The 22,955-nt window shown below is 66.7% G+C and carries 27 protein-coding genes; 15 read left to right on the top strand and 12 right to left on the bottom strand.

Annotated elements, in window-relative coordinates; all coding sequences use genetic code 11:
* The first annotated feature begins 11 nt into the window (after nucleotides 1–11).
* Nucleotides 12–599, top strand: coding sequence for a CMD domain protein (locus tag AC37TH_RS06100; RefSeq protein ID WP_490763445.1), 588 nt, complete (start codon nucleotides 12–14; stop codon nucleotides 597–599).
* Nucleotides 596–1,264, top strand: coding sequence for a peroxidase-related enzyme (locus tag AC37TH_RS06105; protein ID WP_490763446.1), 669 nt, complete (start codon nucleotides 596–598; stop codon nucleotides 1,262–1,264). Before AC37TH_RS06100 ends, AC37TH_RS06105 begins: the two co-directional genes overlap by 4 nt.
* On the opposite strand, the gene AC37TH_RS06110 is transcribed toward AC37TH_RS06105, so the two are convergent.
* Together AC37TH_RS06110 and AC37TH_RS06115 are read right to left on the bottom strand one after the other, a co-directional pair.
* Entirely contained in the window at nucleotides 1,207–1,749 is a 543-nt protein-coding gene (locus AC37TH_RS06110; RefSeq protein ID WP_490763447.1) for a hypothetical protein, read from the bottom strand. The two genes, AC37TH_RS06105 and AC37TH_RS06110, sit on opposite strands and share 58 nt — an antisense overlap.
* Entirely contained in the window at nucleotides 1,746–2,330 is a 585-nt protein-coding gene (locus tag AC37TH_RS06115) for an RNA polymerase sigma factor (protein WP_490763448.1), read from the bottom strand. Before AC37TH_RS06115 ends, AC37TH_RS06110 begins: the two co-directional genes overlap by 4 nt.
* A gap of 283 nt (nucleotides 2,331–2,613) precedes the next feature.
* On the opposite strand from AC37TH_RS06115, the gene AC37TH_RS06120 reads away from it, so the two are divergent.
* Nucleotides 2,614–3,198, top strand: a complete 585-nt coding sequence (locus tag AC37TH_RS06120; protein WP_490763449.1) for a hypothetical protein — start codon at nucleotides 2,614–2,616, stop codon at nucleotides 3,196–3,198.
* 108 nt (nucleotides 3,199–3,306) lie between these two features.
* On the opposite strand, the gene AC37TH_RS06125 is transcribed toward AC37TH_RS06120, so the two are convergent.
* Nucleotides 3,307–3,792, bottom strand: coding sequence for a MarR family winged helix-turn-helix transcriptional regulator (locus AC37TH_RS06125; RefSeq protein WP_490763450.1), 486 nt, complete (start codon nucleotides 3,790–3,792; stop codon nucleotides 3,307–3,309).
* A 105-nt stretch (nucleotides 3,793–3,897) separates the two neighbouring features.
* On the opposite strand from AC37TH_RS06125, the gene AC37TH_RS06130 reads away from it, so the two are divergent.
* Nucleotides 3,898–4,683: an SDR family NAD(P)-dependent oxidoreductase gene (locus tag AC37TH_RS06130; RefSeq protein WP_490763451.1), complete on the top strand. Its 786-nt coding sequence runs from the start codon at nucleotides 3,898–3,900 to the stop codon at nucleotides 4,681–4,683.
* A 15-nt stretch (nucleotides 4,684–4,698) separates the two neighbouring features.
* Here the strand turns inward: AC37TH_RS06130 and AC37TH_RS06135 are convergent, their stop codons facing one another.
* Nucleotides 4,699–5,649, bottom strand: coding sequence for a ketopantoate reductase family protein (locus tag AC37TH_RS06135; RefSeq protein ID WP_490763452.1), 951 nt, complete (start codon nucleotides 5,647–5,649; stop codon nucleotides 4,699–4,701).
* 144 nt (nucleotides 5,650–5,793) lie between these two features.
* Here AC37TH_RS06135 and AC37TH_RS06140 point away from each other — a divergent pair, with 144 nt between their 5' ends.
* The 4 genes from AC37TH_RS06140 (at nucleotide 5,794) to AC37TH_RS06155 (ending at nucleotide 9,712) form a co-directional block, all read left to right on the top strand.
* Nucleotides 5,794–6,363 (top strand): TetR/AcrR family transcriptional regulator, encoded by a 570-nt coding sequence (locus AC37TH_RS06140; protein WP_490763453.1) that lies wholly within the window; start codon nucleotides 5,794–5,796, stop codon nucleotides 6,361–6,363.
* Between the two features lie 103 nt (nucleotides 6,364–6,466).
* Nucleotides 6,467–8,461, top strand: coding sequence for a potassium transporter Kup (locus tag AC37TH_RS06145; RefSeq protein WP_490763454.1), 1,995 nt, complete (start codon nucleotides 6,467–6,469; stop codon nucleotides 8,459–8,461).
* 139 nt (nucleotides 8,462–8,600) lie between these two features.
* Complete coding sequence (locus AC37TH_RS06150) at nucleotides 8,601–9,188, top strand: RNA polymerase sigma factor (RefSeq protein WP_490763455.1); 588 nt, start codon at nucleotides 8,601–8,603, stop codon at nucleotides 9,186–9,188.
* 23 nt (nucleotides 9,189–9,211) lie between these two features.
* Nucleotides 9,212–9,712 (top strand): hypothetical protein, encoded by a 501-nt coding sequence (locus AC37TH_RS06155; RefSeq protein ID WP_490763456.1) that lies wholly within the window; start codon nucleotides 9,212–9,214, stop codon nucleotides 9,710–9,712.
* A 1-nt stretch (nucleotide 9,713) separates the two neighbouring features.
* Here the strand turns inward: AC37TH_RS06155 and AC37TH_RS06160 are convergent, their stop codons facing one another.
* The 6 genes from AC37TH_RS06160 to AC37TH_RS06185 form a co-directional block, all read right to left on the bottom strand.
* On the bottom strand, nucleotides 9,714–10,232 hold the full coding sequence (locus AC37TH_RS06160) for a peptidase inhibitor family I36 protein (RefSeq protein WP_490763457.1): 519 nt from the start codon (nucleotides 10,230–10,232) through the stop codon (nucleotides 9,714–9,716).
* Between the two features lie 418 nt (nucleotides 10,233–10,650).
* The gene (locus AC37TH_RS06165; protein WP_490763458.1) at nucleotides 10,651–11,703 is read right to left on the bottom strand and encodes a hypothetical protein; all 1,053 of its coding nucleotides are present in this window, start codon (nucleotides 11,701–11,703) and stop codon (nucleotides 10,651–10,653) included.
* Nucleotides 11,700–12,374, bottom strand: coding sequence for an ABC transporter ATP-binding protein (locus tag AC37TH_RS06170; RefSeq protein WP_490763459.1), 675 nt, complete (start codon nucleotides 12,372–12,374; stop codon nucleotides 11,700–11,702). The genes AC37TH_RS06165 and AC37TH_RS06170 overlap by 4 nt, the downstream gene beginning before the upstream one ends.
* Nucleotides 12,365–13,387, bottom strand: a complete 1,023-nt coding sequence (locus AC37TH_RS06175) for a hypothetical protein (RefSeq protein WP_490763460.1) — start codon at nucleotides 13,385–13,387, stop codon at nucleotides 12,365–12,367. Before AC37TH_RS06175 ends, AC37TH_RS06170 begins: the two co-directional genes overlap by 10 nt.
* A 49-nt stretch (nucleotides 13,388–13,436) precedes the next feature.
* Nucleotides 13,437–14,039 carry a hypothetical protein gene (locus AC37TH_RS06180; protein ID WP_490763461.1) on the bottom strand — a complete coding sequence of 201 codons (603 nt, stop codon included), beginning with the start codon at nucleotides 14,037–14,039 and terminating at the stop codon, nucleotides 13,437–13,439.
* A gap of 66 nt (nucleotides 14,040–14,105) precedes the next feature.
* The gene (locus tag AC37TH_RS06185; RefSeq protein ID WP_490763462.1) at nucleotides 14,106–14,612 is read right to left on the bottom strand and encodes a hypothetical protein; all 507 of its coding nucleotides are present in this window, start codon (nucleotides 14,610–14,612) and stop codon (nucleotides 14,106–14,108) included.
* A gap of 65 nt (nucleotides 14,613–14,677) precedes the next feature.
* On the opposite strand from AC37TH_RS06185, the gene AC37TH_RS06190 reads away from it, so the two are divergent.
* The 3 genes from AC37TH_RS06190 (at nucleotide 14,678) to AC37TH_RS06200 (ending at nucleotide 17,317) form a co-directional block, all read left to right on the top strand.
* Nucleotides 14,678–15,376: a FadR/GntR family transcriptional regulator gene (locus tag AC37TH_RS06190; protein ID WP_490763463.1), complete on the top strand. Its 699-nt coding sequence runs from the start codon at nucleotides 14,678–14,680 to the stop codon at nucleotides 15,374–15,376.
* Entirely contained in the window at nucleotides 15,373–16,587 is a 1,215-nt protein-coding gene (locus AC37TH_RS06195) for a CynX/NimT family MFS transporter (RefSeq protein WP_490763464.1), read from the top strand. The genes AC37TH_RS06190 and AC37TH_RS06195 overlap by 4 nt, the downstream gene beginning before the upstream one ends.
* Before the next feature lie 175 nt (nucleotides 16,588–16,762).
* Nucleotides 16,763–17,317, top strand: coding sequence for an adenylyl-sulfate kinase (locus AC37TH_RS06200; RefSeq protein ID WP_490763465.1), 555 nt, complete (start codon nucleotides 16,763–16,765; stop codon nucleotides 17,315–17,317).
* 3 nt (nucleotides 17,318–17,320) lie between these two features.
* On the opposite strand, the gene AC37TH_RS06205 is transcribed toward AC37TH_RS06200, so the two are convergent.
* The gene (locus tag AC37TH_RS06205; RefSeq protein ID WP_490763466.1) at nucleotides 17,321–17,926 is read right to left on the bottom strand and encodes a TetR/AcrR family transcriptional regulator; all 606 of its coding nucleotides are present in this window, start codon (nucleotides 17,924–17,926) and stop codon (nucleotides 17,321–17,323) included.
* Nucleotides 17,927–18,020: 94 nt separating this feature from the next.
* On the opposite strand from AC37TH_RS06205, the gene AC37TH_RS06210 reads away from it, so the two are divergent.
* Nucleotides 18,021–19,721, top strand: coding sequence for an amidohydrolase (locus AC37TH_RS06210; RefSeq protein WP_490763467.1), 1,701 nt, complete (start codon nucleotides 18,021–18,023; stop codon nucleotides 19,719–19,721).
* 33 nt (nucleotides 19,722–19,754) lie between these two features.
* Nucleotides 19,755–21,152 (top strand): APC family permease, encoded by a 1,398-nt coding sequence (locus AC37TH_RS06215; RefSeq protein WP_490763468.1) that lies wholly within the window; start codon nucleotides 19,755–19,757, stop codon nucleotides 21,150–21,152.
* A gap of 15 nt (nucleotides 21,153–21,167) precedes the next feature.
* Here AC37TH_RS06215 and AC37TH_RS06220 read toward each other — a convergent pair whose 3' ends face one another.
* A complete protein-coding gene (locus AC37TH_RS06220) occupies nucleotides 21,168–21,311 on the bottom strand; it encodes a hypothetical protein (protein WP_490763469.1) in 144 nt (47 codons plus the stop codon).
* 122 nt (nucleotides 21,312–21,433) lie between these two features.
* Between AC37TH_RS06220 and AC37TH_RS06225 the strand changes: the two genes are divergently transcribed.
* Nucleotides 21,434–22,078, top strand: coding sequence for a DedA family protein (locus AC37TH_RS06225; RefSeq protein WP_490763470.1), 645 nt, complete (start codon nucleotides 21,434–21,436; stop codon nucleotides 22,076–22,078).
* Nucleotides 22,079–22,143: 65 nt separating this feature from the next.
* Nucleotides 22,144–22,953 carry a COG4705 family protein gene (locus tag AC37TH_RS06230; protein WP_490763471.1) on the top strand — a complete coding sequence of 270 codons (810 nt, stop codon included), beginning with the start codon at nucleotides 22,144–22,146 and terminating at the stop codon, nucleotides 22,951–22,953.
* Nucleotides 22,954–22,955: the final 2 nt, after the last annotated feature.

The following is a 22,955-nucleotide window of genomic DNA, read 5'->3' on the forward strand; positions in this document are numbered from 1 at the left end:
AAGGACCTCACGTGCCCACCGACATCATCGACCAGCTGGTCGGCATCGCCCCCGGCGACGCCCTCGACGCTCTCCGCGACCAGCGGCCGAACGCCCGCGCCAACGCGCAGGCCAGCTACGACGCCCTCTTCCACTCCGACGAACGTCAGGACGTCAGCCAGCGCGAACGGCTCGCCATCGCATACTGGACGGTCGCGCTCTCGCAGTCGCCGACCGCCGCCCACTACCGTGACCTGCTCGCGGGAGAGGACGCCGCCGTCCTCGACGCCCTTGAGGCTTCGTTGCCTGGAGCGGTCACCGAGGGTCCGTACGGCGACTACCCTGCAGGGCCGCTGACAGTCGAGAACGTCGCAGGCCTGTTGTGGGCCCCCGACTCCGCGCTGACCGCAGCGGTCGGCGAGCGCCTCGCTGCCGCTTTGGCCCACACCCATCTGCTCGTCTACCGGCCGCGGGACTCGTCGGCCGATGCCCTGCAGGTGCTACTCGACGCAGGCTGGTCCACGACCGGCATTGTCACCCTGTCCCAACTCGTCGCGTTCCTCAGCTTCCAGCTCCGCGTCGTCGCGGGACTCACCGTCCTGAAAGGAGAGCTCGCATGAGCGACACCGTCATCCGGCACGACTTCGAGGTGCCCAACGCCTTCACCCAGGCAGAACTCGGCTGGGAGGCATGGCTGGAGCCGCTGCCGCTCGACGAGCTGACCGAGCGCCACTATGAGGGGCTCGTCGACAAGGGGCGGGCGAACAGCCCGTACTTCCGGCTGCTCGTGCGCGACCCCGACATCCTGGGTGCCCGCACCCGCACCGATAACGACATCTTCTACAACGAGAAGGGTGGCCTCTCCCGCGCCCTGCGCGAGCTCTCGGCCGCCAGTGCGTCCCGCACCAACGGCTGCATCTTCTGCGCGTCGGTCCACTCCCGGTTCGCCACGCACAAGTCCAAGCGGCCGGACGACGTGCAGCGCCTGCTCGATGACGGTCCGGCCGGGCAGCAGGACGACCCGCAGTGGCGCGCCGTCATCGACGCGTCGGTCGCGCTCACCGTGATCCCGGATGCGTTCGGCCCGGGGAACGTGCAACAGCTTCGGGAGGCGGGGTCGACGACCTGGCGATCATCGACGCGATCAACGGCGCGGCCTTCTTCAACTGGGCCAACCGGCTCATGCTCTCGCTCGGCGAACCGACTCCGGCCGAGACCAGCTGAATCTCAGTTCCCTGATCCGACGAGGAAACGTCCGATCGTGGTCTCGCCGTCGCTCTTATAGACGGGAAGCCATTGCCCGTTCGGATAGTTCTTCAGGCGCTCCTCTTGCTGTTTCAGTGCTTGAGCCGGCGACGTCGGTTTCGGACCCCCGTTCTCAGCGCGGGTGAGATCCCGGCTGAACACGTAGCCGTTCACCGGTGTCCCGGTCGCGTCTTCGCCCTGCACTTCGAGGAGGTCGGGCGCGATGGGGCTGGAGCCTTGTGCACCATAGGTTTGTCCGTTGGCATTCTTCGGCCAGTTGGGAACCGGACCGTACGAGGGCGAGGCGCTCGGGTGCGTGCTGGGAAGCGCAGTCCATCCGGGAAGACCGATGACGACCGCCGAGGCAGCGACGCTGAGCGCCGCACCAGCAGTGACGGCTCCGCCGAGAACCCATCGCCGGCGGTGGACGCGACGGACCTGTGCGGGATCGGTGTCGAATCGGACCTGGGCAGCGAGGGCTGCTTCGAGCGCTGCGCTGCGTTTCGGATCGAAGATGACGGTCATTGCATGCTCCTGATCTCTTCGGCGGAGAGGTCGATCGAGACGAATGCCGCGAGGCGGCTCCGCGCCCGGGAGAGCCGGGATTTCACTGTGCCGGTTGGCACACGGAGAAGATCGGCGACCTGCTGGGTGGTCAGTTCTTCCAGGACGCACAGGCTCAAGATCTCGCGGTCACGGTCGTTGAGTCGTTCGAACGAGTCCCGGACCCTGGCAGCGATGTCGTCGTGCTGGAGGCGATCCAAGACGTCGCTGCTGTGGTCAGCGATCGGCTCCGGTGCGGGCATCTTGGCAAGGAGTGCCTGGTGCCGTCGGAACGCTCGCACGTTGTTTCGCGCCAGGTTCGACGCGGTGACGAGCAGCCACGGGAGGATGGATGAGTCGTCCGAGCGGATGTGGTTTCGCTTGCGCCAGACCTCGGCGAAGGCCAGGGCGACCAGGTCCTCCGCGTCAGAGGGAGTGCTGGCCAACCGCAGCGTGTGTCGAAACACCCGGTCGCGGTGACGGCGGAATAGCCGGGCGAACGCATCGCCGTTGCCGGCGCTGGCCTGCTTGAGCAGGTCGAGGTCGGTCGGTTCGGCGTTCATACCCTGTAATGTCCAGCCAATCGGTGTCGGTTCCAAGCACAGCAGAAGGGCACGCGGCCCGCGGAGCAGATCTTGTCCGATGAGTCGTTTGTGTCCTGTTTGCGGGGTTGCCTGAGCATCATGGATTCGCTAATCCTGAAGACGGGGAAATGCGGCCTTGGGGTCAGGCGTGAAGTCCAGGTTTGTGGCGGGTGTTGCAACTGCAACGCTTTTGCTCGGACTGGCCGGGTGTGCGCAGAGATTGGCGATCGGATATGAACGACGCAGTGTTCCGGGGTGAGCTGTGACGAGCGAGACGAACATTGTGACCGCCGGCCACATGGGTGTCCTTCGCGTCCTTGTCTGCTTGCAGACGCTGACCCTGTTCGCGAGCCTCGCAATGATCCTGATTGCGGCGGCCCTTCCGTCAGCCGGTTGGCTTTTTGGCGCGACCGCTGTCGTGTTCGTCACCCAGTGGGTGACTCTTGCGGCCTCGATGATCGTCCTTCCGCTTGAAGGCAAGCGACGATTTGCTCGACAGCAGAAGAACGCGGCGCGGTACACGGGGGACTATCTGCGGACTGCCCCGGGGCGGATCGTCGTTGGTGGTTGCCTAGCTATCGGGTTGGGACTTGCGATCTTCGTTGTGTGCGCACTCGTTGTTCATGGGACGCCGACCCTGCTGGACATCAACGGCGCCACCTACCTGGAGAATCGCGGTATCCGCAGGCAGGTGAGTGCGTCGGCGTTCTACTGGACATCTGTCATGAGGACCGTCTGGCCCCCGTTGGCGGCAGTGCTCATTTTCGGAACGCTCACCCTCTGGTTCCAGCGAGCGAGCTTGTGGCACGCCGATCTCCGCGTCACAGCAGTGCGCGAACGGTCGTGACTGGTCAGGATGTCGCAGACTGTGTGGAGCGTGCGGCGGCGAATGGTCGGACGAACCCCTCCTACCGCGGGCGTCGGTACCCGGTCGGACAGCGAGTGACCACCCGTCTCAGGCGGGCTTCCAGCCTTCCTGCGCGCGGATCGCGCCGGTGATCCGTCGGCTGATCGCGAGCAGTTGTCGAGTCTGAGCAGGGGTCAGCGCGTCGAAGACGACGCTTCGCACCAACCGGACATGTCCGGGCGTCGCGTCGATGACGGCCGAATGGCCCTGTTCGGTGAGAGTCGCCAGGGTGATCCGGCCGTCTGCCGGGTCGGGGGCGCGGTGCACCCAGCCCTCGCTTTCGAGTCTGCCGACGGCCCGGGAGAGGCGGGAGAGGGTGCTGTTCGCGAAGTCCGCGAGGTCGCTCATGCGGAGAGTCCCGTGGTCCGCTTGGGACAGGGCGAACAGGATCCCGAAGTCGAAATGGCTGATGCCCGAGTCCCGCTTGAGTTGCGCATCCAGTGTCGCCGGTAGCCACTCGAGGAGGGTGGCGAGCGCCGACCACGTCTCCAGTTCGTCGTGATCGAACGCCTCGGGGGAGTGCTGTGCCGTCATACCCCCAGCCTAGGTTGACTTGCTTGGGAAAGTAAATCGTTCTACGTTTGACTTTCCAAGGAAAGTAATCTGCGCCGCGACAAGCGGCCGGAAAGGCAGAAGGACATGGATCTTCAACTCACCGGCACGAAGGTGTTCGTCAGCGGATCGACGCAGGGCATCGGGTATGCGATCGCGGAGATGTGCCTGGTGGAAGGCGCCACGGTGATCGTCAACGGCCGGCGGGAACAGGGCGTCGCGGCAGCGGTCGAACGGCTTCGTGCCGCCGTTCCGCACGGAACGGTGTCCGGGATAGTGGCCGACCTCGCTGACGCGGATCAGGCCGAATCCCTTCTCGACGAACTCGGTGAGGTGGATGTTCTCGTCAACAACGTCGGGACCTTCGACGTCGCACGGTTCACCGAGTTCGAGGACGCCGAGTGGGCGCGATACTTCGAGGTCAACGTGATGAGCGGTGTCCGGCTGTCGCGGCGTCTTCTCCCGCCGATGCTCGACAAGGGATGGGGGCGGATCATCTTCATCGGAACCGAATCGGCGGTCGACGTGCCTGCCGACATGATCCCGTACGGCGCGACCAAAGCCGCCTCCCTCGCGGTGAGCAACGGGCTTGCGAAGCTCACCCGCGGCACAGCAGTCACGGTGAACACCGTTCTCGGAGGCCCGACGTATTCGGACGGCGTCGCGGGGGTGGTCGCGCAGATCGCGGCCGCCCAGGCGATCTCCCCGGAGGAGCTGGCAGCGAGGCTGGTGCGCCCCACCTCGCTCATTCAGCGGTTCATCGAGCCACGGGAGATCGCCAGTCTCGTCGCCTATCTCGCCAGCCCCCTCTCCTCGGCCACGAACGGGGCGACCCTGCGCGCAGACGGCGGGGTGCTCACCACGATCGGCTGAGTGGACGCGCGCCCGTCACCTCCTGGCGAAGTACGTCTCCGCCGCCTCAAGGCGCGGCGCCGCGACGCCCAGGCGCCGCGCTTCCGCCAGGGTGTCGCGGCAGATCGCGCGGGGTTCCTCCGCCTCCGGGTCGTCGTGCACCTCGAGCGCGCGGCTTGCCAGCGGGACGCGGCGCGTCGCCCACGCGAAAAGGGACGAAGTCAGCCACACAGGTGCGCGGTAGAGCAGCGCGCCGCCGCGGTGCCGCCGCAGGTCGAGGCCGCGGGCGCGAAGGAGGGGGAGGAGCTCGCGGGTGGCCAGCAGCGCCTCGCGAAGGTCGTGCCGTGATCCAGCCAGTTCGGAGAGGGTGCCGAGTCGGAGTCCTTGGGCGTGGATGCCCGCGTCTGCGATGAAGTGGATCCACAGCCAGCCCCGGAAATCGGCGTGTTCCGCGTGTGGGAGCCCGGCGTCGCGGAAAGCCCGGCGCACCGCCAGCTCTCGTTCGGTGGGTGCTGTGGCGAGCGTGCCGAAGACGGTCCGCGGCGCCAGTCCTCCGCGAAACACGCCATCCGTGCCGAAACTCCCGCCTGCGCCGGGAAAGCCCCAGGCGAGCCGGTCGGGCGGAAGGTCGCCGATCGCATCCAGTGGCTCGGCCCAGACGTTGCCGAACAGGAGGACGGTGGCGCGGCCGATGCGCGGGGTGAGGAACTGCGCGGCTTCCGTGAGACGGTGGTGCCCCACGCTCAGCACGATGAGGTCGAAGTCGTGGTCCGGCTCCAGTTCCTCTCGGTAGCGCACCGGCCAGGTCTGGACGATCCGCTGGCCCCACACGCGTCGCCGTGCGTCGAGGAGATCGAGCTCGATCGCCTCCCCGTATGACGCGGCGCGCCCAGGCCGGACGTAGAACTCGACCTCGTGCCCGGCCTGCTCCAGCGCCCAGCCGTAAATGGTGGCGATCGCACCCCGCCCGAACATCAGGATCTTCATGTCGCACGTCCATTCTGTTGCGGGTCAGCCGTCGGCCGACGCGAGAGGGGATCCACCTGATAGCGTTCTAAGTGGAGATGATCTCCGGTAATGAAGATATGGAGATTATCTCCACTTGTCAAACGAGGGGTCAGGAGGCAACGGATGACCAGCCCCAAGCCGTTGCGCGCTGACGCCCGGCGCAATCGCGATGCCCTGGTGGCGCGCGCCAGGGACATCTTCGACGCGGGAGACGAGGACCTGCGCTTCGACGACTTCGCCCGTCTGGCCGGTGTGGGCACCGGCACCCTGTACCGCCACTTCCCCTCCAGGGAGGCGCTGGCTATCGCCGTTCTCCAGCAGGAGACCGCAACCCTGTGCGATCTGGCACGCGAACTGCAGACCACGCTGCCAGCAGGGGAGGCGCTGGCGACCTTCCTGCGCCGCATGGTGGAACACATCGACGCCCACCAGCGCCTCGCCCGCAGACTCGCCGCGCTCATCGCCACGGCTCCCAGCGACCTGGCGCGGACCGGGCACGAGCTGGATGATGCGGTCGCCGCGCTGATGTCGGCCGCCGTGACCGAGGGCGCAATCCGCGACGACGTCCCTGCCGGGGCGGTGATGATGGCGCTCCACGGAATCAGTGCGGCTCAGGACCGGCCGGACTGGCGGGCAGAGGCCGACGATGTCATCACCCTCGTGCTCGACGGTCTGCGTCTCGGCGTCGAATAGTGGCGTGGCGTCACTGAATTCACGAAAGCATCCCAGTGGGCAGGGGTACCGTTGCGCTCATGCAAGGTAGCTGGGTTTTCCGCTCGCGGTTCCGCAGGTCACGATGACCCGGGCGCATCCCACACGGCGGGGCGGCGCTGACGCCGCGCACCCGGATCGTCCCACTCCGCCCGGCAGCGCCGGCCGGAGCGCGGGAGGCAGTGCCGGTCACGGGCGCGGTCCGCTGATCGCGGTCTCCATCGCCGCCCTCGGCGTCGTGTTCGGCGATATCGGGACGAGCCCGCTCTACGCCCTGAAGACGGTCTTCCTCCTCGACGGCGGGGCGGTGCGCGCCACCGAGAGTGACGTGCTCGGCGTCATCTCGTTGATGTTCTGGAGCATCACGATCATCGTCTCGATCAAATACCTGGGCATCCTGATGCGGGCGGACAACGACGGAGAGGGCGGCGTCATGGCGCTGGCCGCGCTGGCGCAGCGTCTGTACGCGAAGCACGCAGGGAAGGCCGGGATCCTGCTCGTGATCGGCATCGTGGGGGTCTCCCTGTTCTACGGCGACTCGATCATCACGCCCGCGATCAGTGTTCTGTCCGCCGTCGAAGGTTTGCACGTCACGGTGCCGGCGATCTCGCACCTCGTCATCCCGATCGCGGCGGTGATCCTGGTCGGGCTGTTCCTGGTCCAGCGGTATGGGACCGGCCGGGTCGGCGTGCTGTTCGGTCCGATCATGGTGCTGTGGTTCGTCGTGCTCGCTGCGGCCGGGCTCGGAATGGTCATCCAGTATCCGTCGATGCTGCTCGGTCTGTCGCCGACGTATGCGGTGGTCTTCATCTTCTCGCATCCCTCGATCTCGTTCATCGCGCTGGGCGCCGTCGTCCTGGTCATCACCGGGGCGGAGGCCCTCTACGCCGACATGGGGCACTTCGGGCGTTCGCCGATCCGCCGTTCGTGGTTCTTCCTGGTGTTCCCCGCGCTCACGATCAACTACCTCGGCCAGGCCGCGCTGATCCTGCATCATCCGGAAGCGAAGTCCAACCCGTTCTTCCTCCTGATCCCGGAGTGGGGCAGGCTTCCCGTCGTCATCCTGGCGACGGCCGCGACTGTGATCGCCAGCCAGGCCGTCATCTCGGGGGCGTTCTCCCTGTCCAGGCAGGCGGTGCAGCTGGGCCTGCTACCGCCGCTCACAGTGCGGCAGACCTCGAAGCGCGAGGGCGGCCAGATCTACATGCCGGCGATCAACGCGCTGCTGTTCATCGGGGTGATGGCCGTGATGCTCGCCTTCGGGTCGTCCGACCGGCTGTCCACGGCGTACGGGATCTCTGTCACCGGCGCCCTCGTCGTCGACACCCTGCTGCTCGTGCTGGTCGCTCGGCCGTTGTGGGGCTGGGGTCCGTGGAAGATGGCAGCGGCGGCCATCGTCTTCGGCGGCCTTGAGCTGGCGTTCCTTGCGGGCAACCTCTCGAAGATCGTCAACGGCGGCTGGGTGCCGCTCCTCATCGCGGCAGTGGTCATCCTGATCATGACGACGTGGCGCCGCGGCAGGCAGCTGGTCCAGGAGGACAGGAAGAAGAAGGAAGGCTCCCTCGAAGAGTTCATCGAGGACGTGCGCAAGAAGAACCTGCCGCGTGTGCCGGGCATCGCGATCTTCCCGCACCCGAACAAGGACAGCACGCCGCTCGCCCTCCGGGCGAACGTGGAGCACAACCACGTCCTGCACGAGAATGTCATCATCGTGTCCGTGACCACGGCTCCGGTGCCGCACGTGACGCGCCGGGAGTCGTTCGCTTACGACGACCTCGGCTACGCGGATGACGGCATCGAGCACCTGAGCATCAGGTTCGGCTTCTCGGACAAGCCGGACATCCCACGTGCACTCCGCGCCGCCTGTTACGCGGGCGTGCTCCCGCTCCGTGCGCGCGACTTCGCGGACGCCTCATACTTCATCTCCCGCGGAGCGATCCGGACCACCCGGACGACCAGCATGGTCCGGTGGCGTCGCTCGCTGTTCGTCGCGCTCGCCCACAACGCCGCGGACCCCGCCGCGCGCTTCGGTCTGCCGGCTCTCCGGACCGTCACGATGGGCAGCGACGTCGAGATCTGACGCAACAGCCACCGGATGCTGGTTCTCGCCTTCACGCCACGGGCGTTCACCAAGCCAGAGTTCCACCGGCCCCATTGCCCACCGTGTTAGTCTCGGCTTCGTTCGCGAACGGGGGGTGGGGTTGCACGACACGGGGGAGATGGCTGACGCCGCGCTGTGGCTGGAAGCTTCCTCTGGCACCGAACGTTCTTTCGCGGTTCTGTTCGACAGGCACCGCAAGCGTGTGTTCCGGAAGGCGTACGCACACGTCCGCCAGGTAGCTGACGCTGAAGATGTCGTTGCCCTGGTCTTTCTGGAAGCGTGGCGAAGCAGAGCGAAGGTTCGCATTGTCGATGGGTCCCTCCTGCCGTGGTTGTTGACGGTCACCAACTTCGTGTTGATGAACCAGGCTCGAACGGCACGACGGTACAGCCGTCTTCTCGCGGCACTGCCAGCGTCCGAGCAAGAACCTGATCACTCCGACGGGGTGCTCGATCGCCTCGACCGGGACGCTCAATTGATCGCCATCCGCGCGACGATGTCTCAGCTGAAACTTCAGGAGCGGACAATCCTCGACCTTTGCATCGTCGAAGAACTCCCGATTGCAACCGTCGCTGCCGTGCTGGATATTCCAGTAGGCACCGTGAAGTCGAAATTGCACCGTGCCAGGGAGAAGGTCCGACAGCGACTACTTACACACGGCGCACCGACCGAGTTCGCCGCCCGGCTGGACGGAGCGCCCCTGTGACCCCCGCATACGATAGCGACGACATGCCGAACATGACGACAGTTCGCACCGACGCCATCCGAGACGCACTCGTCATGCAGGTCCGGACCGGACCCGAACAGACGCGACGCAGACTCCGGCGACGATTCGCAATCTGGGGCGGCGTCGGGATACTCGCCATCGGGGGTGTCGCGACCGCTGCGACAGCGGTCGTGTCCGCCCAGCACGTCACGAACACGAACGGCGTGTACTGCTTCGCGTCCGCAGAGAGGGGCGTCAACGGCGAATTCGACATGTCCGGAGCGACGATGTACGACCCCGAATCGGGCGGAGGGCGCGTTGAGAACGCGCTCGAACTCTGCCGGACGATGTGGCGCCAAGGAGTGTTCGCCAAGGATCACGACCCCCTCGCGGCAACCAGCGCGCCCGGACAGGTCCCGTCAGAACTACAGGTCTGCGTCATGAACGACGGAACCGCGGCAGTCGTGCCGGGGCGGCCCGGCGTCTGCCAAGCAGTAGGGCTCGCCCCGGAGAAGACCGGCTGACTCAGCCAACCGTTCCCGCGGGCCGGAAGACCAGTGATTTCGTCCGGTCGTTGAACGTCGGAAGGCTGGCGCACGTCGGCGAGCAGTTGTACCGCTGGCCGCCGTAGGACGGAGCGTCGTAAAGGGTCACCCAGCACGACGCCGAGGCCTTCGCGCTGCTGATCGAGTTCTGCCAGTCCGACGAGAGACTCGGGAATCCGTACGTGACGCCGGCGCAGGAGCCGGACCCGTAGAACGAATAGCTGGCGCCCCCATAGTTCGCATCCTTGTACATCGTGCCGAGGACCACGGACGAGGCCGCGGAACGGGCGCCAGGGTGAGGCGCTGTGATCGCCCCGAGATAGCTGTCGACCTCGGCTTGCGTCGTGAAACACGCCGGCATGGCCGGCGGCTGCTCAGAGCCGATCGGCTCGATGCGCACCGCGCAGTATTCGGCGGAGACCGAAGGGATCGGCTCGACAGCGAGTGACGGGCTTATCGCGAACGCGGTCGCAAGTGCAAGGGGGAGAACAAAACGCATCGTTTACCTCGGGTGATCTTGGGGCCGGGCGGCCACGTTAGGGTCGCAGCGGACGCTGGGACTCACACGCGTTATGTCCGCCACTGCACCCGTGGTTCCCGAGTCGCCCCCAAAGAGGTGATGATGCGACTCGGGACCTCAGGTCGTCAGAGCGAAAAGTGCAGGGCTGAAAAGCGCCAGAGCGTAGGCGAGAATGACCACGAACCCGAGGACGATCCCGGAAACGGCCAATCGGCGTGTAGCGCCCGAAGGCCGTCTGGCCAGCACGATGAACCCAAGGATGATTCCAACGGGAGGAACGATGAGCCCGAGTACGAGGGCGGTGAGCGCTACCGCTCGCCCTTCCGACGGAGACGCGGTCTCGATATCTTCTGATTGCAATTGCTTCCCTCTTCCTGTTTTTTGTGAACGTCGACTTTCAACCGCGATCGCGAACGGCCCTTCCCATATCACCCCGCGACACCGTCACAGCGGTGAAGAGTGTCGCGATCGCTGCTACTGCGAACGCCAACAGGAGCTGAGTCGCGGCTACGCGGACGCCGAGTACCGACCAGCCTCCCACCCAAGACAACAGCGCGGATGCGGAGACACTCGCAATGGTCACGGCAGGTGTCAGCCAGAAGTACTGTTCCAGCCACGCTAGGACCGCCACATCCGTTCGAGTGAACCCGATGATCGTGTACAGGGCGTACTCGCTACGTCGTGCCCAGATGACGAACCCAACGAAAAGAGCTGCGATACCGCCGGTTGCAGCGCCGAGCCACTGCGTGGGCCTGGATCGCCACGCATCCTGAATCCCCTTTTCGTTGTTCGACCGGATCGTCTGAATGCGGAACGCGGAGTCTGAACTGAACGCGCTCGGGAGGAGCCCACGCACTTCTGTTGCTTCACCGGGAGCCGCCTCCAGCCAGCATTCCTGGATCCGTTGTGTCGGAGCCTGGACGACAAAGATCCAACGAGTGCGGCTGTCGTCCCTGAAATTACCTAAGACTCCGCCGATCCTTCCTTCCACGCCATCGGTGAACTTGATCGTCGAGCCGACCGTATGCGAGACCTCTGCCGCGATCGCGGAACCGAGATACACACCCCCAGGACGATTGGCACGGGAGGGTGCCAGAACATCGATGTACCCAGGGCTGACGGTCGCACGCTGGACCACCACTCCAGGTGCCGATTGCGCAGCCGAGATAGTGCGATTTATGAGGCCGCCGACCGCCAGCACCGCCGCATTGCTGGTGAGAGCGAGACAGCTCCCCGCGTCCAGTGAGCCATTGCCTGAGGTGATGACCATGACGTTCGAACCCGCCGCCTGTTCCTGAACGGCCTCTCGCGATGCGCGCTCAGCTGCCAGGACCTCGGGGACGACCGCACCGAACAGTAGGGCGGTGAGAGATCCGACAATGAACAGAAGACGCCACGGCCGGCAGCTGGCGGAGAGCCAAGCTTCGTGAAATGCGTCGGCGAGATTCATGATGCCCCTCGCCGGGAAGGAGCCTCGATACCTGGTCGCGTCAGAGCGACACCGTCGGCGAGCTCCACCACGATGTCGCAGCGTTCGGCGACAGACGGATCGTGTGTGGCGATCACGAGGATCTTGTCACTGGTCGATGCCGTCACCAGCGCATCGACAACGGTTTCCGTGTTGAAGCGGTCGAGTTGGCCAGTCGGCTCATCGGCGAGGATGATCGGTGCGTTCGCAAGGAGACAACGGGCGATCGTCACTCGCTGTACCTCGCCGCCAGACAAATCCGCCACAGGTGATGCCGCCCGGTCCGCGAGCCCGAGTAGGTCCAGCGCGTGCTCCGCCCGAGGACGTGCAGTGGCGAAGTCAAGTCCCTGGGCCACGAGTACGATAGCCACGTTGTCGATCGCCGTCCGGCCGGCAAAGACCGTGTTCGTTTGCAGGATCCACGAGAAGTACGAGTCTCGCGTGGCCGCGTTCATCTCCTCGTTGAAGCTCACGTTCCCTGTGCTTGCGGGAGACAGGCCCCCGATCACGTTCAGCAGCGTTGATTTGCCAGAGCCAGAGGGGCCGACCAACGCCGTCAAGGTCCCGGATCTGAACTCATGAGACAGCGGGCCGAAAAGCCACCGATCGGATCCAGGGTAGCGAAAGCCCACCTCGTCGAGAGCTAACTGCATTCCCTGCCCTGCGCAAATTCATCAGGGTTGGACACGACGCGATCAATTCCTTTCGAGAGCCCGAGGACTCTGGTGCGTCCGATATCGCCGCCGACGACCCTCACGGGTTCCGGAGTCCACTGCCGGGGCGCGTTAGCCGTCTTTCGGGCGATCACGCACGTTCGTCCATGATCGTCGGTGAAGACCGCGCTCGCAGGGACCGTCCATGCATCGATCGGTGACACCCGTTCCAGCGTCGCACGTAGCTTCTCCGGCTTGTCGGCGGCGAGAGGGTTCAGCAAGGTGAGGTCGCTCAGTGGCTTGTCGGCCGAATGCGCATACGGCACCTTCAGGGTGCCCAGGACGATCTGCCAGTCGGCCGAGGAGGTATCCGGAAGTATCTGACCCTCAGCGCTCAGCGACGCTTTCGTCGCTCGGGGGCTGCCCTGCGCTATTGGTGTCCCCGTACCTGGTGCCGGCGCTCCGACGACCGCCGTGACCGATGCAGCAGCGAACGAGTCGGCGGGAAGCCAAATCGTCCACGCCGGATCGAACAGATCGACATTCGCATCGGGCAAGCCCAATCGCTTAGCCAGTCCACGAACCCCACGAAGTGTTGCGATCCCGAATGTGTCACCATTCGTCGACGGCAAATCGAGCTGCGTCAACAGGGCGTTGAGGTCCCGGACGTCTGACCCGGAAGCCGCGACACCCAGAGGACGGTAGAACGGACTTGTCGTTCTGGCGGCGATCCGCCAGACGCCGTCGATTTGCACGATAGGAGTTCCGGAGACGATCGGCGACGGCAACGGCTGAGTCACCGCCGTTACCATGCCCGACCACGACGGCGACGCGAGCGTTGCCCCGTCCGCCCACGCGACATTGAGGTCCACGGCTACTGCGTCGGAGAACCTCTCGGAGTGGACGCTCGCCAGCACTTCACTCGACCGCGGCTCGATCTCGGGGTATGGAAGAGAGGCAACGACGACGCCTGCAGCGAGTGCAATCACCGGCAGGGAGGTAAGCGCGAGCACGAGTGCCAAACCACGCGAAGTGCGGACGCGCCCAGAGCGAGCCCTCGTTCTAGTGCTCATGATCTCCCGACGAGGGTGCGACCGAGAAGAATGCGGGGTACTTGTGCACGCAGGCACCGGCCTTCGCAGCGTTCTCCTCGTTGGAGACGGCTGCATAGATCTCTTTGACTGTCGCCGAACCCGAGATTTTGATTCCCGCCGCGGATAGACACGCGGCGACGTCGGCCTTCTGGTCCGCTCGTTCCTGGGGGCTAAGGAGTTGCTGGAAGGCCCACACTTTGCCCACATCGGCGAGATAGGCGGGCAGGCACTTCTCTGCTTCGCCATTTACGGAGGCAACCTCGCCTTGCGTGTCAGCTGTGACGTCGTAGTCGAACGTGAGCTCGTTGTTCCCCGTCTTGGTGACCTCTCCCGCATTCGCTCCGGCGTCGATGACGCACTGGCGTTGAGCCAGGACGGCCTTTTCGTACTCAGCGGCGGTCACTGTCCCATCGGCGAGAATGTCCTGTTGGAAGGGCGGAGCGCTAGCGCGGATCGCTGCGATGTCGAGGCTCGGCTCCGGCTCCGGCGTTTCCGCGCACCCACTGAATAGCAGGGCTGCAGCGCTGGTGACGACAAGTGCCGACACTAGGGACTTGAATTTGGTTGTCACTGCTTCTCTTTCTGGTCTCGGCGGACGTTCGCGAGGTGGCCGGACGATAGTCCGGCCACCTGTTCGCTACTGAATGGCTACGGTCGGCACACCGGGAGCCCAGCTGCCATCGTGATAGGACTGCCCAGCGATGTTGGTGTGGAGCTTGAAATTCTGGTTGATGGTCTTGTCGTTATAGAAGGGTGCGACAGTGCACCCACTGGTGTAGCCGAACGTCGAGGAGTACGCGCTCCCGCTTGAGAGCGTTCCCCACGCTTTTGATTGGAACCCGCAGTAGTCGATGAACTGACCTCCGTCGCCGTGACTGACGCGAACGCTGTTCACTGTCGCCCCGCTGCCGACGACCGCCAGACATGTCGTACCCCCGGCACCGTGCGATATCGCGCAGCCATTCCCGCTCGCGAAGGCGGCTCCCGTCGGCCCCAACGCGATCACGCCTACTACCGCAATTCCCCCAACAGCTGCCGCCATTTTGGCAAGCGTGCTCCTTGCTGACATCTTTTCTCCATTTCGGTTTTCGATTCGGCCGTCGTTCGTGCTTGAACGTCGCGCCTTCAAGGAGATGTCCGCCATTCCTCGGTTGGTTCCATCGAGTTCGCATTTTCCAAATGTCGGACATTTGGCTCTATGCTGGAGCTATGAGTCAGGTCGTCAAGAACATCCCCGTGTCGGAGCAGATCGCCTCCAGCCTGCGCGACAGCATCTCCGAGGGCAGGATGCCCGTCGGGTCGCGGCTTCCGACGGAGAACGAGCTCGCCGAACAGTTCGGCGTCAGCCGCAACAGTGTGCGCGAGGCGACCAGGGCGCTCGTCCACTCCGGCCTGCTGAGCTCGCGCGCGGGCGACGGCACGTATGTCCGGGCGGACAGCGAACTCGGGCCTGCGCTGTTCCGGCGGGCGGAGCGCGGTCGGTCCGACGACGTCGTCGAGACGCGGTCGCTGCTGGAGACGTTCGGCGCGTCCGCCGCGGCCACCCGCGCCACGAAGGATGACCTCGCTGCCATGCGGGCGGCCCTCGACCGGCGGAACCACGCCACAGACGCCGCCGAGCACGTCGCGGCCGACCTCGCGTTCCACCGGGCTGTCGTCGCAGCCTCCGGCAACGCTCTGATCTCCGAGCTGTACGGCAGCTTGCACGAAATCGAAGCGCACATGATGTTCGTGACGCCGACAGCGGGAGACTTCGCCGCGTTCATGCGCAGCATCCAACCGCTCAACGACGCGCACGAACGCCTCCTCGAGGCGATCGTCGACGGCGACCCGGTGGCCGCCGAGCGGATCGCGGCCGACCTCGTCGCCGAAGCCCACCGTCTGCCGGCTGCGGGGGATCGCGCATGACCACCCAGCCGACCGCCGCCGTTCCCGCCATCCGCTCACCCAGGGTCAGGGGCGCGCTCCTGCTCGTCGGACTGCTGCTGATCGCGGCGAACCTGCGGGCGAGCATCACCAGCGTCGGGCCCGTCCTCGACCAGGTGCGCGACTCCCTCCAGCTCAGCGCGTTCACCGCGTCGATCCTCATCAGCATTCCGCTGGTGGCCTTCGCGCTCATCTCGCCCGTCAGCCCCTGGCTCGCCAGGCGGATCGGACTGGAGCGGGTGCTCGGACTGGCGCTGGCCGTGCTCGCCGTCGCCATCGTCGTCCGTTCGCTTCCGTGGCTGCCGGGGCTCTGGATCGGCACCGCACTGCTCGGCGTCGCCATCGCCGTCATGAACGTCGCGCTCCCGTCGCTCGTCAAGCGGGACTACCCGGCGCGGATCGGACAGATCACCGGCATCTACTCGGCGGCGCAGTCGGTCGCCGCCGCGACCGCAGCGGGTGTGGCGGTCCCGATCTCCGGGATCGCGCAGGACGGCTGGAGACTCTCGCTCGGCATCTGGGCGGGGCTGGCGTTGATCGCGCTCGCGGTGTTCGCGCCGCAGCTCCGGTCGCCGCGGCGGGACTCGGGGCCGCGGGCGGCGGCCGCGCCGGAGCTGCGCCACCGGTCGCCGTGGGGCACCGCGCTCGGCTGGCAGGTCACCCTCTTCATGGGCCTCCAGTCCACGGTTTTCTACAGCCTCATCACCTGGTTGCCCTCGATCGAGCAGGCGGCGGGGACGAGTGCCGCGGCAGCAGGCTTCCACCAGTTCCTGCTGAACGGTCTCGGCATCGTCGGCAGCCTCGGGACGGCGGCGCTCATCCATCGCTGGAGAGATCAGCGCCCTGTGGTCGTCGTCTCGGCGACGCTCACCGGGCTGGGGCTCGTCGGCGTCCTCCTCCTGCCGGGCTGGTCGGTGGTCTGGGCGTGCCTGCTCGGAGTCGGCGGTGGCGCATCCATCGTTCTCGCCCTCTCCCTGTTCGGGCTCAGGACCGCGCACCACGATCAGGCGGCGCGGCTGTCCGGGATGGCGCAGGGCGTCGGCTACCTCCTCGCGGCGGCGGGACCGATCGGGATCGGCCTGGCGCACGACGTGACCGGGAGCTGGGCGCCCGCCGTCGGCATCCTGGTGGTGGTGATCGCGGCGCAGTTCGTCTTCGGGACGCTGGCGAGTCGCGCGAAGGTGATCTCGTAACTGGGAGGTCGGGGAGTCTCCTGGCCGGAGGCGCCATGATCTGTTTGAATGGTGGCTGTACGGGGGATGCGCCTATCGGGGCGCCCTGGTCAGGTTCGATTTCCTGAATCCTCCACTTCAACGGACCGCGGCTCGTTTCATCCGCAGTCGAACGCGGCTGCGCCAAGATGGTCGGATGCAGCCTGACCTTCCCACCGACGTCATCTTCATCGGCGGACGCAGCGGCGTCGGCAAGTCGTCGGTCGCCGCCGAGGCCTCGCACATCCTGGCGCGCGCCGACCTCCGTCACGCCGTGATCGAGGGCGACAACCTGGACCAGGCGCATCCGGAGCCGTGGCGGGACGGCATCGACCTGGCTGAACAGAACCTGGCTGCGATGTGGAAGAACTACCGCGCCATCGGGTACTCGCGGCTGATCTTCACCAACACCGTCAGTGTGCTGCAGCTGTCGCCGCTGATCGCTGCGCTCGGCGGCAGAGTCCGTCCGTTCGCCGTGCTGCTGACGGCGACCGACGCGACGGCGGCGCAGCGACTCGGGCAGCGGGAGATCGGCAGCGCGCTGGAGGAGCACATCGACCGCAGCAACCGCGCGGCGCAGCGGCTGGATGGTGCGGATGGGACTGTCGCGCGCGTCACCACGGATGGCCGCTCGGTCGGCGAGGTCGCGAGCGAGGTGCTCACGCGAGCCGGCTGGCTCGACGCGCACGGGCAGGCTCGTAACCGGGACTAGCGCTCACCCCACCTGCGTCGGCGCTCCCAGCCCGTTCGCCGCCGCCGTCATCGCGGCCTCCGCGGATTGCACCGTGATCAGGCTGTTTCCTGCCACGATGTGCAGGCCGTATGCGTCTTCCAGGGCCACCAGGTTCATCGCCAAGGTCGGCACGTCCAGGCGGGGCGCGAAGGCACCGGAGGCGGTGCCGCGCTCCAGGATCGCCGTGTATGTCGCGAGCTGGCGCAGGTACATCCGCTCGACCAGGTCGTCGTGCAGTTTCGACGTTCCGGCGAGCACGTCGAACTCGTAAAGCAGGCGCATCAGGGCGTCGTCGGGGCCGCTCGGCAGGCCTTCCCGGATGGCGGCGGCGAGCTGCAGTTCGGGTTCGGCGATGGCGGCGACGACCGCGTCGCGGTGGTCGCAGAAGCGTTCGAGGCCGGCGCGGTGCGCTTCGACGAGGAGGGCGTCGAGGTCTTCGTAGTAGTAGAGGATCGCGCCGCGGGTGAGGCCGGCTTTCTCAGCCACGTCGGCCAGGGAGAGGGAGCGCAGGCCGTGCTCGGAGACGGCGGTGAGCGCCGCTTCCACGAGGTCGGCGCGGCGTTCCTCCTGTCTGCGCGGTCTGGCCATTCCTTGACACTATCCGATCGCCGTGAAACACTTTCGGAATTATTTGACACTAGCGTCAAAGAATGAATCCAGTTCACCGCCGAGAGGGATATCCGTGACCGACCTGCTCCTCACCAACGCGTCCGTGCGGACGTTCGACGACGCCCGACCGTGGGCGCAGGCGGTCGGGATCACGGGCGGACGCATCAGCTATGTCGGCTCCGTCGACGACGCTCCGGACGCCACCGAGACCAGGGATCTGGCCGGTGCGTCGGTCACCCCCGGCATCATCGACAGCCACAACCACCTGCTGCTCGGCTTCGATCAGGATGCGGTCACCCTGGAGGGCGCCGACACGCTCGACGAAGTGAGGCGGCGCATCCGGGAGTTGGCCGCGAGCCGACCAGACCTCGACTGGATTTGCGCGGAGAACGCCGTCTACTCGATCGTCGCCGGCCGCCGTCCGAACGCCGACGACCTCGCCGGGCTGACCGACCGGCCGATCTTCGTCACCACCTATGACCAGCACTCGGTGTGGCTGGACGAGAAGGCCATGCGCGTCCTCGGGATCGCGGACGGCGGGGACATCCCCTGGGGGCGACCGGAGCGCCGCGACGATGGCACGGCCACCGGCTGGGTCACGGACTTCTACACCAGCGCCATGACGACGGCCGGGCTCGCCGGACTGCAGCGCGACATCCCGATGTACTCGCCGGAGCGCCGCTACCGCAAGCTCGTCGGCAGTCTCGCACTCGCGACCGCGAGCGGCATCACCACCGTGGTGGAGCCGCAGGTTCCGCTCGCGGAGATCGACCTGCTGTCCAGGGCGCACGCCGAGGGCAGGCTCAGCTCGCGCGTGATCGCGGCTCTGTTCCACCCCATCGACGCTGATGCCGCGTTCCGTCGCGACCTGCGCGAAGCGGTCGACTCCGCGCCGCAGAACGAACGGCTCCGCTTCGGCCCGGTGAAGCTCTACGCCGACGACGTCATCGAACCGCACACCGCGTGGATGCTCGACGACTACGCCGACCAGCCGGGCCACCGCGGAAACCCGAGCGCGCCGGTGGGCGAGCTCACCAGGATCGTCACCGAGCTCGACAGGCTCGGCTTCCAGACCCACACGCATGCCACCGGCGACGGCGGCATCCGGCTGGCACTGGATGCGATCGAGCACGCCGCGCGAACGAACGGCACGGTCGGCCGCCGGCACGGCATCGTGCACGTCGAGTGCCTGCACCCCGACGACCTCCCGCGGTTCGCCGCGCTCGGCATCACCGCGGCGATGCAGCCGCGGCACTGCTCGCCCGACCTCGTCGCCGGCACCTGGATGGAGAACGTCGGAGAGCAGCGCTGGGATCGCGCCTGGCGCATCCGGTCGCTGATGGCATCCGGCGCACACGTCGCGCTGTCGAGCGACTGGCAGGTGGGGGAGATGGACCCGCTGGTCGGCTTCTACTCCGCCCTCACTCGCGCCGGTCTCGACGGCCGCGACTCCTGGACACCCGGTGAGCGGATCACGCTCGACGACACGCTCCGCGGGTACACCCGCGAGGGCGCCTGGGCCTGGCACGCCGAGCAGGAGCTCGGCGTGCTCCGCGTCGGAGCGAAGGCGGATGTCGTCGCCTGGTCCGACGACCTGTACACCCACGAGGGAGACCCGTCCGGCCTGCTCGATCAGCAGGCCGCGCTCACCATCGTGGGAGGCGAGGTCGTGCACGACGCGGCCACCGCCTCTGCCGTCCCGTCCGTGTACGGCGGGCTCGCGCACTGCTCGGCGGCAACCGCCGACGCGGCGCACGCCGGCCACCTCCACTGATCCGTTCCTCTCACCGTCGCGAAGGAAACCCCCATGTCCCAGCTCGACCCGTCAATCGCGCCGACCCGCTCGGCGGAGGCGCCGCACGCCCAGGGAACGCACGGCGCTCCCGGCCTCCGCCGCACCCTCAAACTCCGGCACATCGTCTTCCTCGGGCTGGCGTACATGGCGCCGCTCGCCGTGTTCGACACGTTCGGGATCGTCGCGGACGTCACCCACGGGCACGTCCCGCTGGCGTATCTGGTGGTGCTCGTCGCCGTGCTGATCACGGCGCTCAGCTACTCCAAGATGGTGAAGGTCTTCCCGCTCGCCGGCTCGGCATACACGTACACGAGGGAGGCGATCAACCCGCACATCGGCTTCCTGGTGGGCTGGGCGGCGACCCTCGACTACCTGCTGCTGCCGATGATCAACGCGCTGCTGTCGGCGATCTACATGTCCGCGGCGTTCCCGAGCATCCCGTCGTGGGTGTGGATCCTGTCCACCATCGTCATCTGCACGGTCCTGAACCTGATCGGGGTGCAGATCGCGGCGAAGGTGAACGTGATCCTGGTGGTGATCCAGGTGGTCGTCGCTGTGGCGTTCGTGGCGCTGACGATCAAGAACATCGCGGACGGCGCGAACGGCTCGTCGTTCACGATGACGCCGTTCTTCTCGCCGGGCCTCGACGTGCCGGCCGTCGCCTCCGGCGCGGCCATCCTGGCGCTGTCGTTCCTGGGGTTCGACGCGGTCAGCACGCTGGCGGAGGAGGCGGAGAAGCCACGGCGCGACATCCCCCGCGCCATCCTGATAATCGTGGCGGTCGCCGGGGTGTTCTTCGTGTCCGTCACGTATGCGATGCAGGCGCTCTTCCCCGACGTGGCGAAGGTCGGCAACATCGTCGGCGCGTCTCCGGAGATCGCGAAGTACATCGGCGGCGCCGCCTTCCAGGCGATCTTCATCGGCGGCTACATGGTCGCCGTGCTCGGCTGCGGTATCACCCAGCAGATGAGCGCGGCGCGGCTGCTCTACGCGATGGGCAGAGACGGCGCGCTCCCGAAGCGCTTCTTCGGCTCGCTGAACCGTGCGGGCGTCCCGGCCGCCAACGTGCTTCTGATCGCGGCGCTGGCCTGCTCGGCCGTCTTCCTCGACCTCGGCCGCGCGGCGTCGCTCATCAACTTCGGCGCGTTCGTCGCCTTCATCTTCGTGAACCTGTCGGTGATCTTCACCTACATCCGGTTCGTGAAGGACCGCGGCTGGCGGGCCAGGATCGGCTACCTCGTGCTGCCAGGGCTGGGCGTGGCGATCAACGTCGCCCTGTGGTTCAGCCTGGAGCCGAGCGCGATGATCGTCGGCGGCGTGTGGGTGGCGATCGGGCTGGCCTACCTGCTGTGGCGCACGCGCTTCTTCCGCGTCAGCCCGCCGCCGCTGCACGGGCCGACCGACCTGTAGGCGCCGGCCGCGGCCTCAGAGGTCGAACTCGAGACGTCCGAACCGGGCGGGATCGTCGCGTTCGTCTCTGAGGTCGGCCGCCTCGACGAGCAGCTCGAACGCCACCAGCCCGGCCGCGACGGCCAGTGCCGCCAGCAAAACGGGAACGATGACTCGCATGACGACAGTGTCCAGTGTGCACTCCAAGAAACCTCCCAGCCGACTGGGGCTTCTCTTGGACTCTTCTGGGGATGCGGACGATTGACTGGGACGTCTCCCCACACCGTCTCCGAAAGGACACCATGATCGTCCATTCCGGTCTGCTCGACCCGCAAGGCATCATCCAGGCCGCGGGCCCGTGGGCGCTGCTCGGCGTCTGCGCCATCGCCTTCATCGAGACGGGGCTGCTCGTCGGATTCTTCCTGCCGGGCGACACCCTGTTGTTCTTCACGGGCGTGCTGACCCTCACCGGGCACTTCCCCCAGCCGCTCTGGGTGATCATCCTGGCGGTCGTCGTCGCAGCCGTCCTCGGCGACCAGCTCGGATACACCATCGGGCGCCGCACGGGGCCCCGGGTGTTCGAGCGGAAGGAGTCCGGCTTCTTCAGCACGGCGAGCGTCGAACGGACGCAGCACTTCTTCGACCGGTTCGGCGGCGCGGCGGTCACGGTCGCCCGGTTCGTCCCCGTCGTCCGCACGTTCGCGCCCGTCGCGGCCGGTGTGGGCCGGATGCGCTGGGGCGTCTTCACGATGTTCAACGTCGTCGGCGCCGCCATTTGGGCGACCGCCGTGATCCTCCTCGGCTACGGGCTCGGGCACATCCCGGGTGTCGCCGACTTCGTGTCCAGCTACCTGGATCTGATCCTGATCGGGATCGTGGTGGTCTCGGTGGTCCCCGTGCTGGTCAGGATGATCACCCTGCGCCGCCGCTCGCGCGTCGATTCTTAGCGGTGGATGAGGGTCGGCTTCGTACTGTTCGAAGTGACCGACCCGATCAACCGAAGGGGAATCCATTGACCGAGCCGACTCGTCTCTCGCTGCGCGAGAACAAGGTGCCAGAGCCGACAGCCACCTTCTGGATCATCAAGATCCTCGCGACGACCGTCGGCGAGACGGCCGCCGATCTGCTGGCGACCAGCCTGCACCTGGGCACCCAGCTCACCTCGGTGGTCATGGCGGTGCTGTTCCTCGCGGTGTTCGTCGTCCAGTTCCGGAGCAGGCGGTACATCCCGGCCGTGTACTGGCTCACCGTCGTGCTGATCAGCGTCGTCGGAACACTCATCACCGACAACCTCACCGATGGTCTCGGCGTTCCGCTCGGCCTGTCCACCACGGTGTTCGCGATCGCCCTCGTGGCCACGTTCGCGGTCTGGTACGCAGTCGAGCGCACCCTCTCCATCCACGAGATCGTGACTCGGCGCCGGGAGGCGTTCTACTGGCTGGCGATCCTCTTCACGTTCGCGCTCGGCACGGCGGCGGGCGACTTCCTGGCCGAGCAGCTCAACCTCGGCTACCTGGCGTCGGTCGGTGTCTTCGCCGCGGCGATCGCGATCGTCGCCGTCGCCCACTTCGTCTTCCGGCTGGGACCGATCACCGCGTTCTGGATCGCGTACGTGCTCACCCGCCCGCTGGGTGCCTCCCTGGGCGACCTGTTGTCGCAGCCCACTGCCGACGGCGGCCTGGGGCTCGGCACCATCGTGACCAGCGTCATCTTCCTGCTGGCGATCGTTGCGCTGGTCATCTACCTGTCCATCAGAGGGAAGCGCCAGACCCGCGCATCCGCGGCCAGCTCGACGGGCATCGAGGAGCCTGCAGCCGTCTGACC

The sequence above is a fragment of the Leifsonia sp. McL0627 genome (assembly GCF_058244615.1).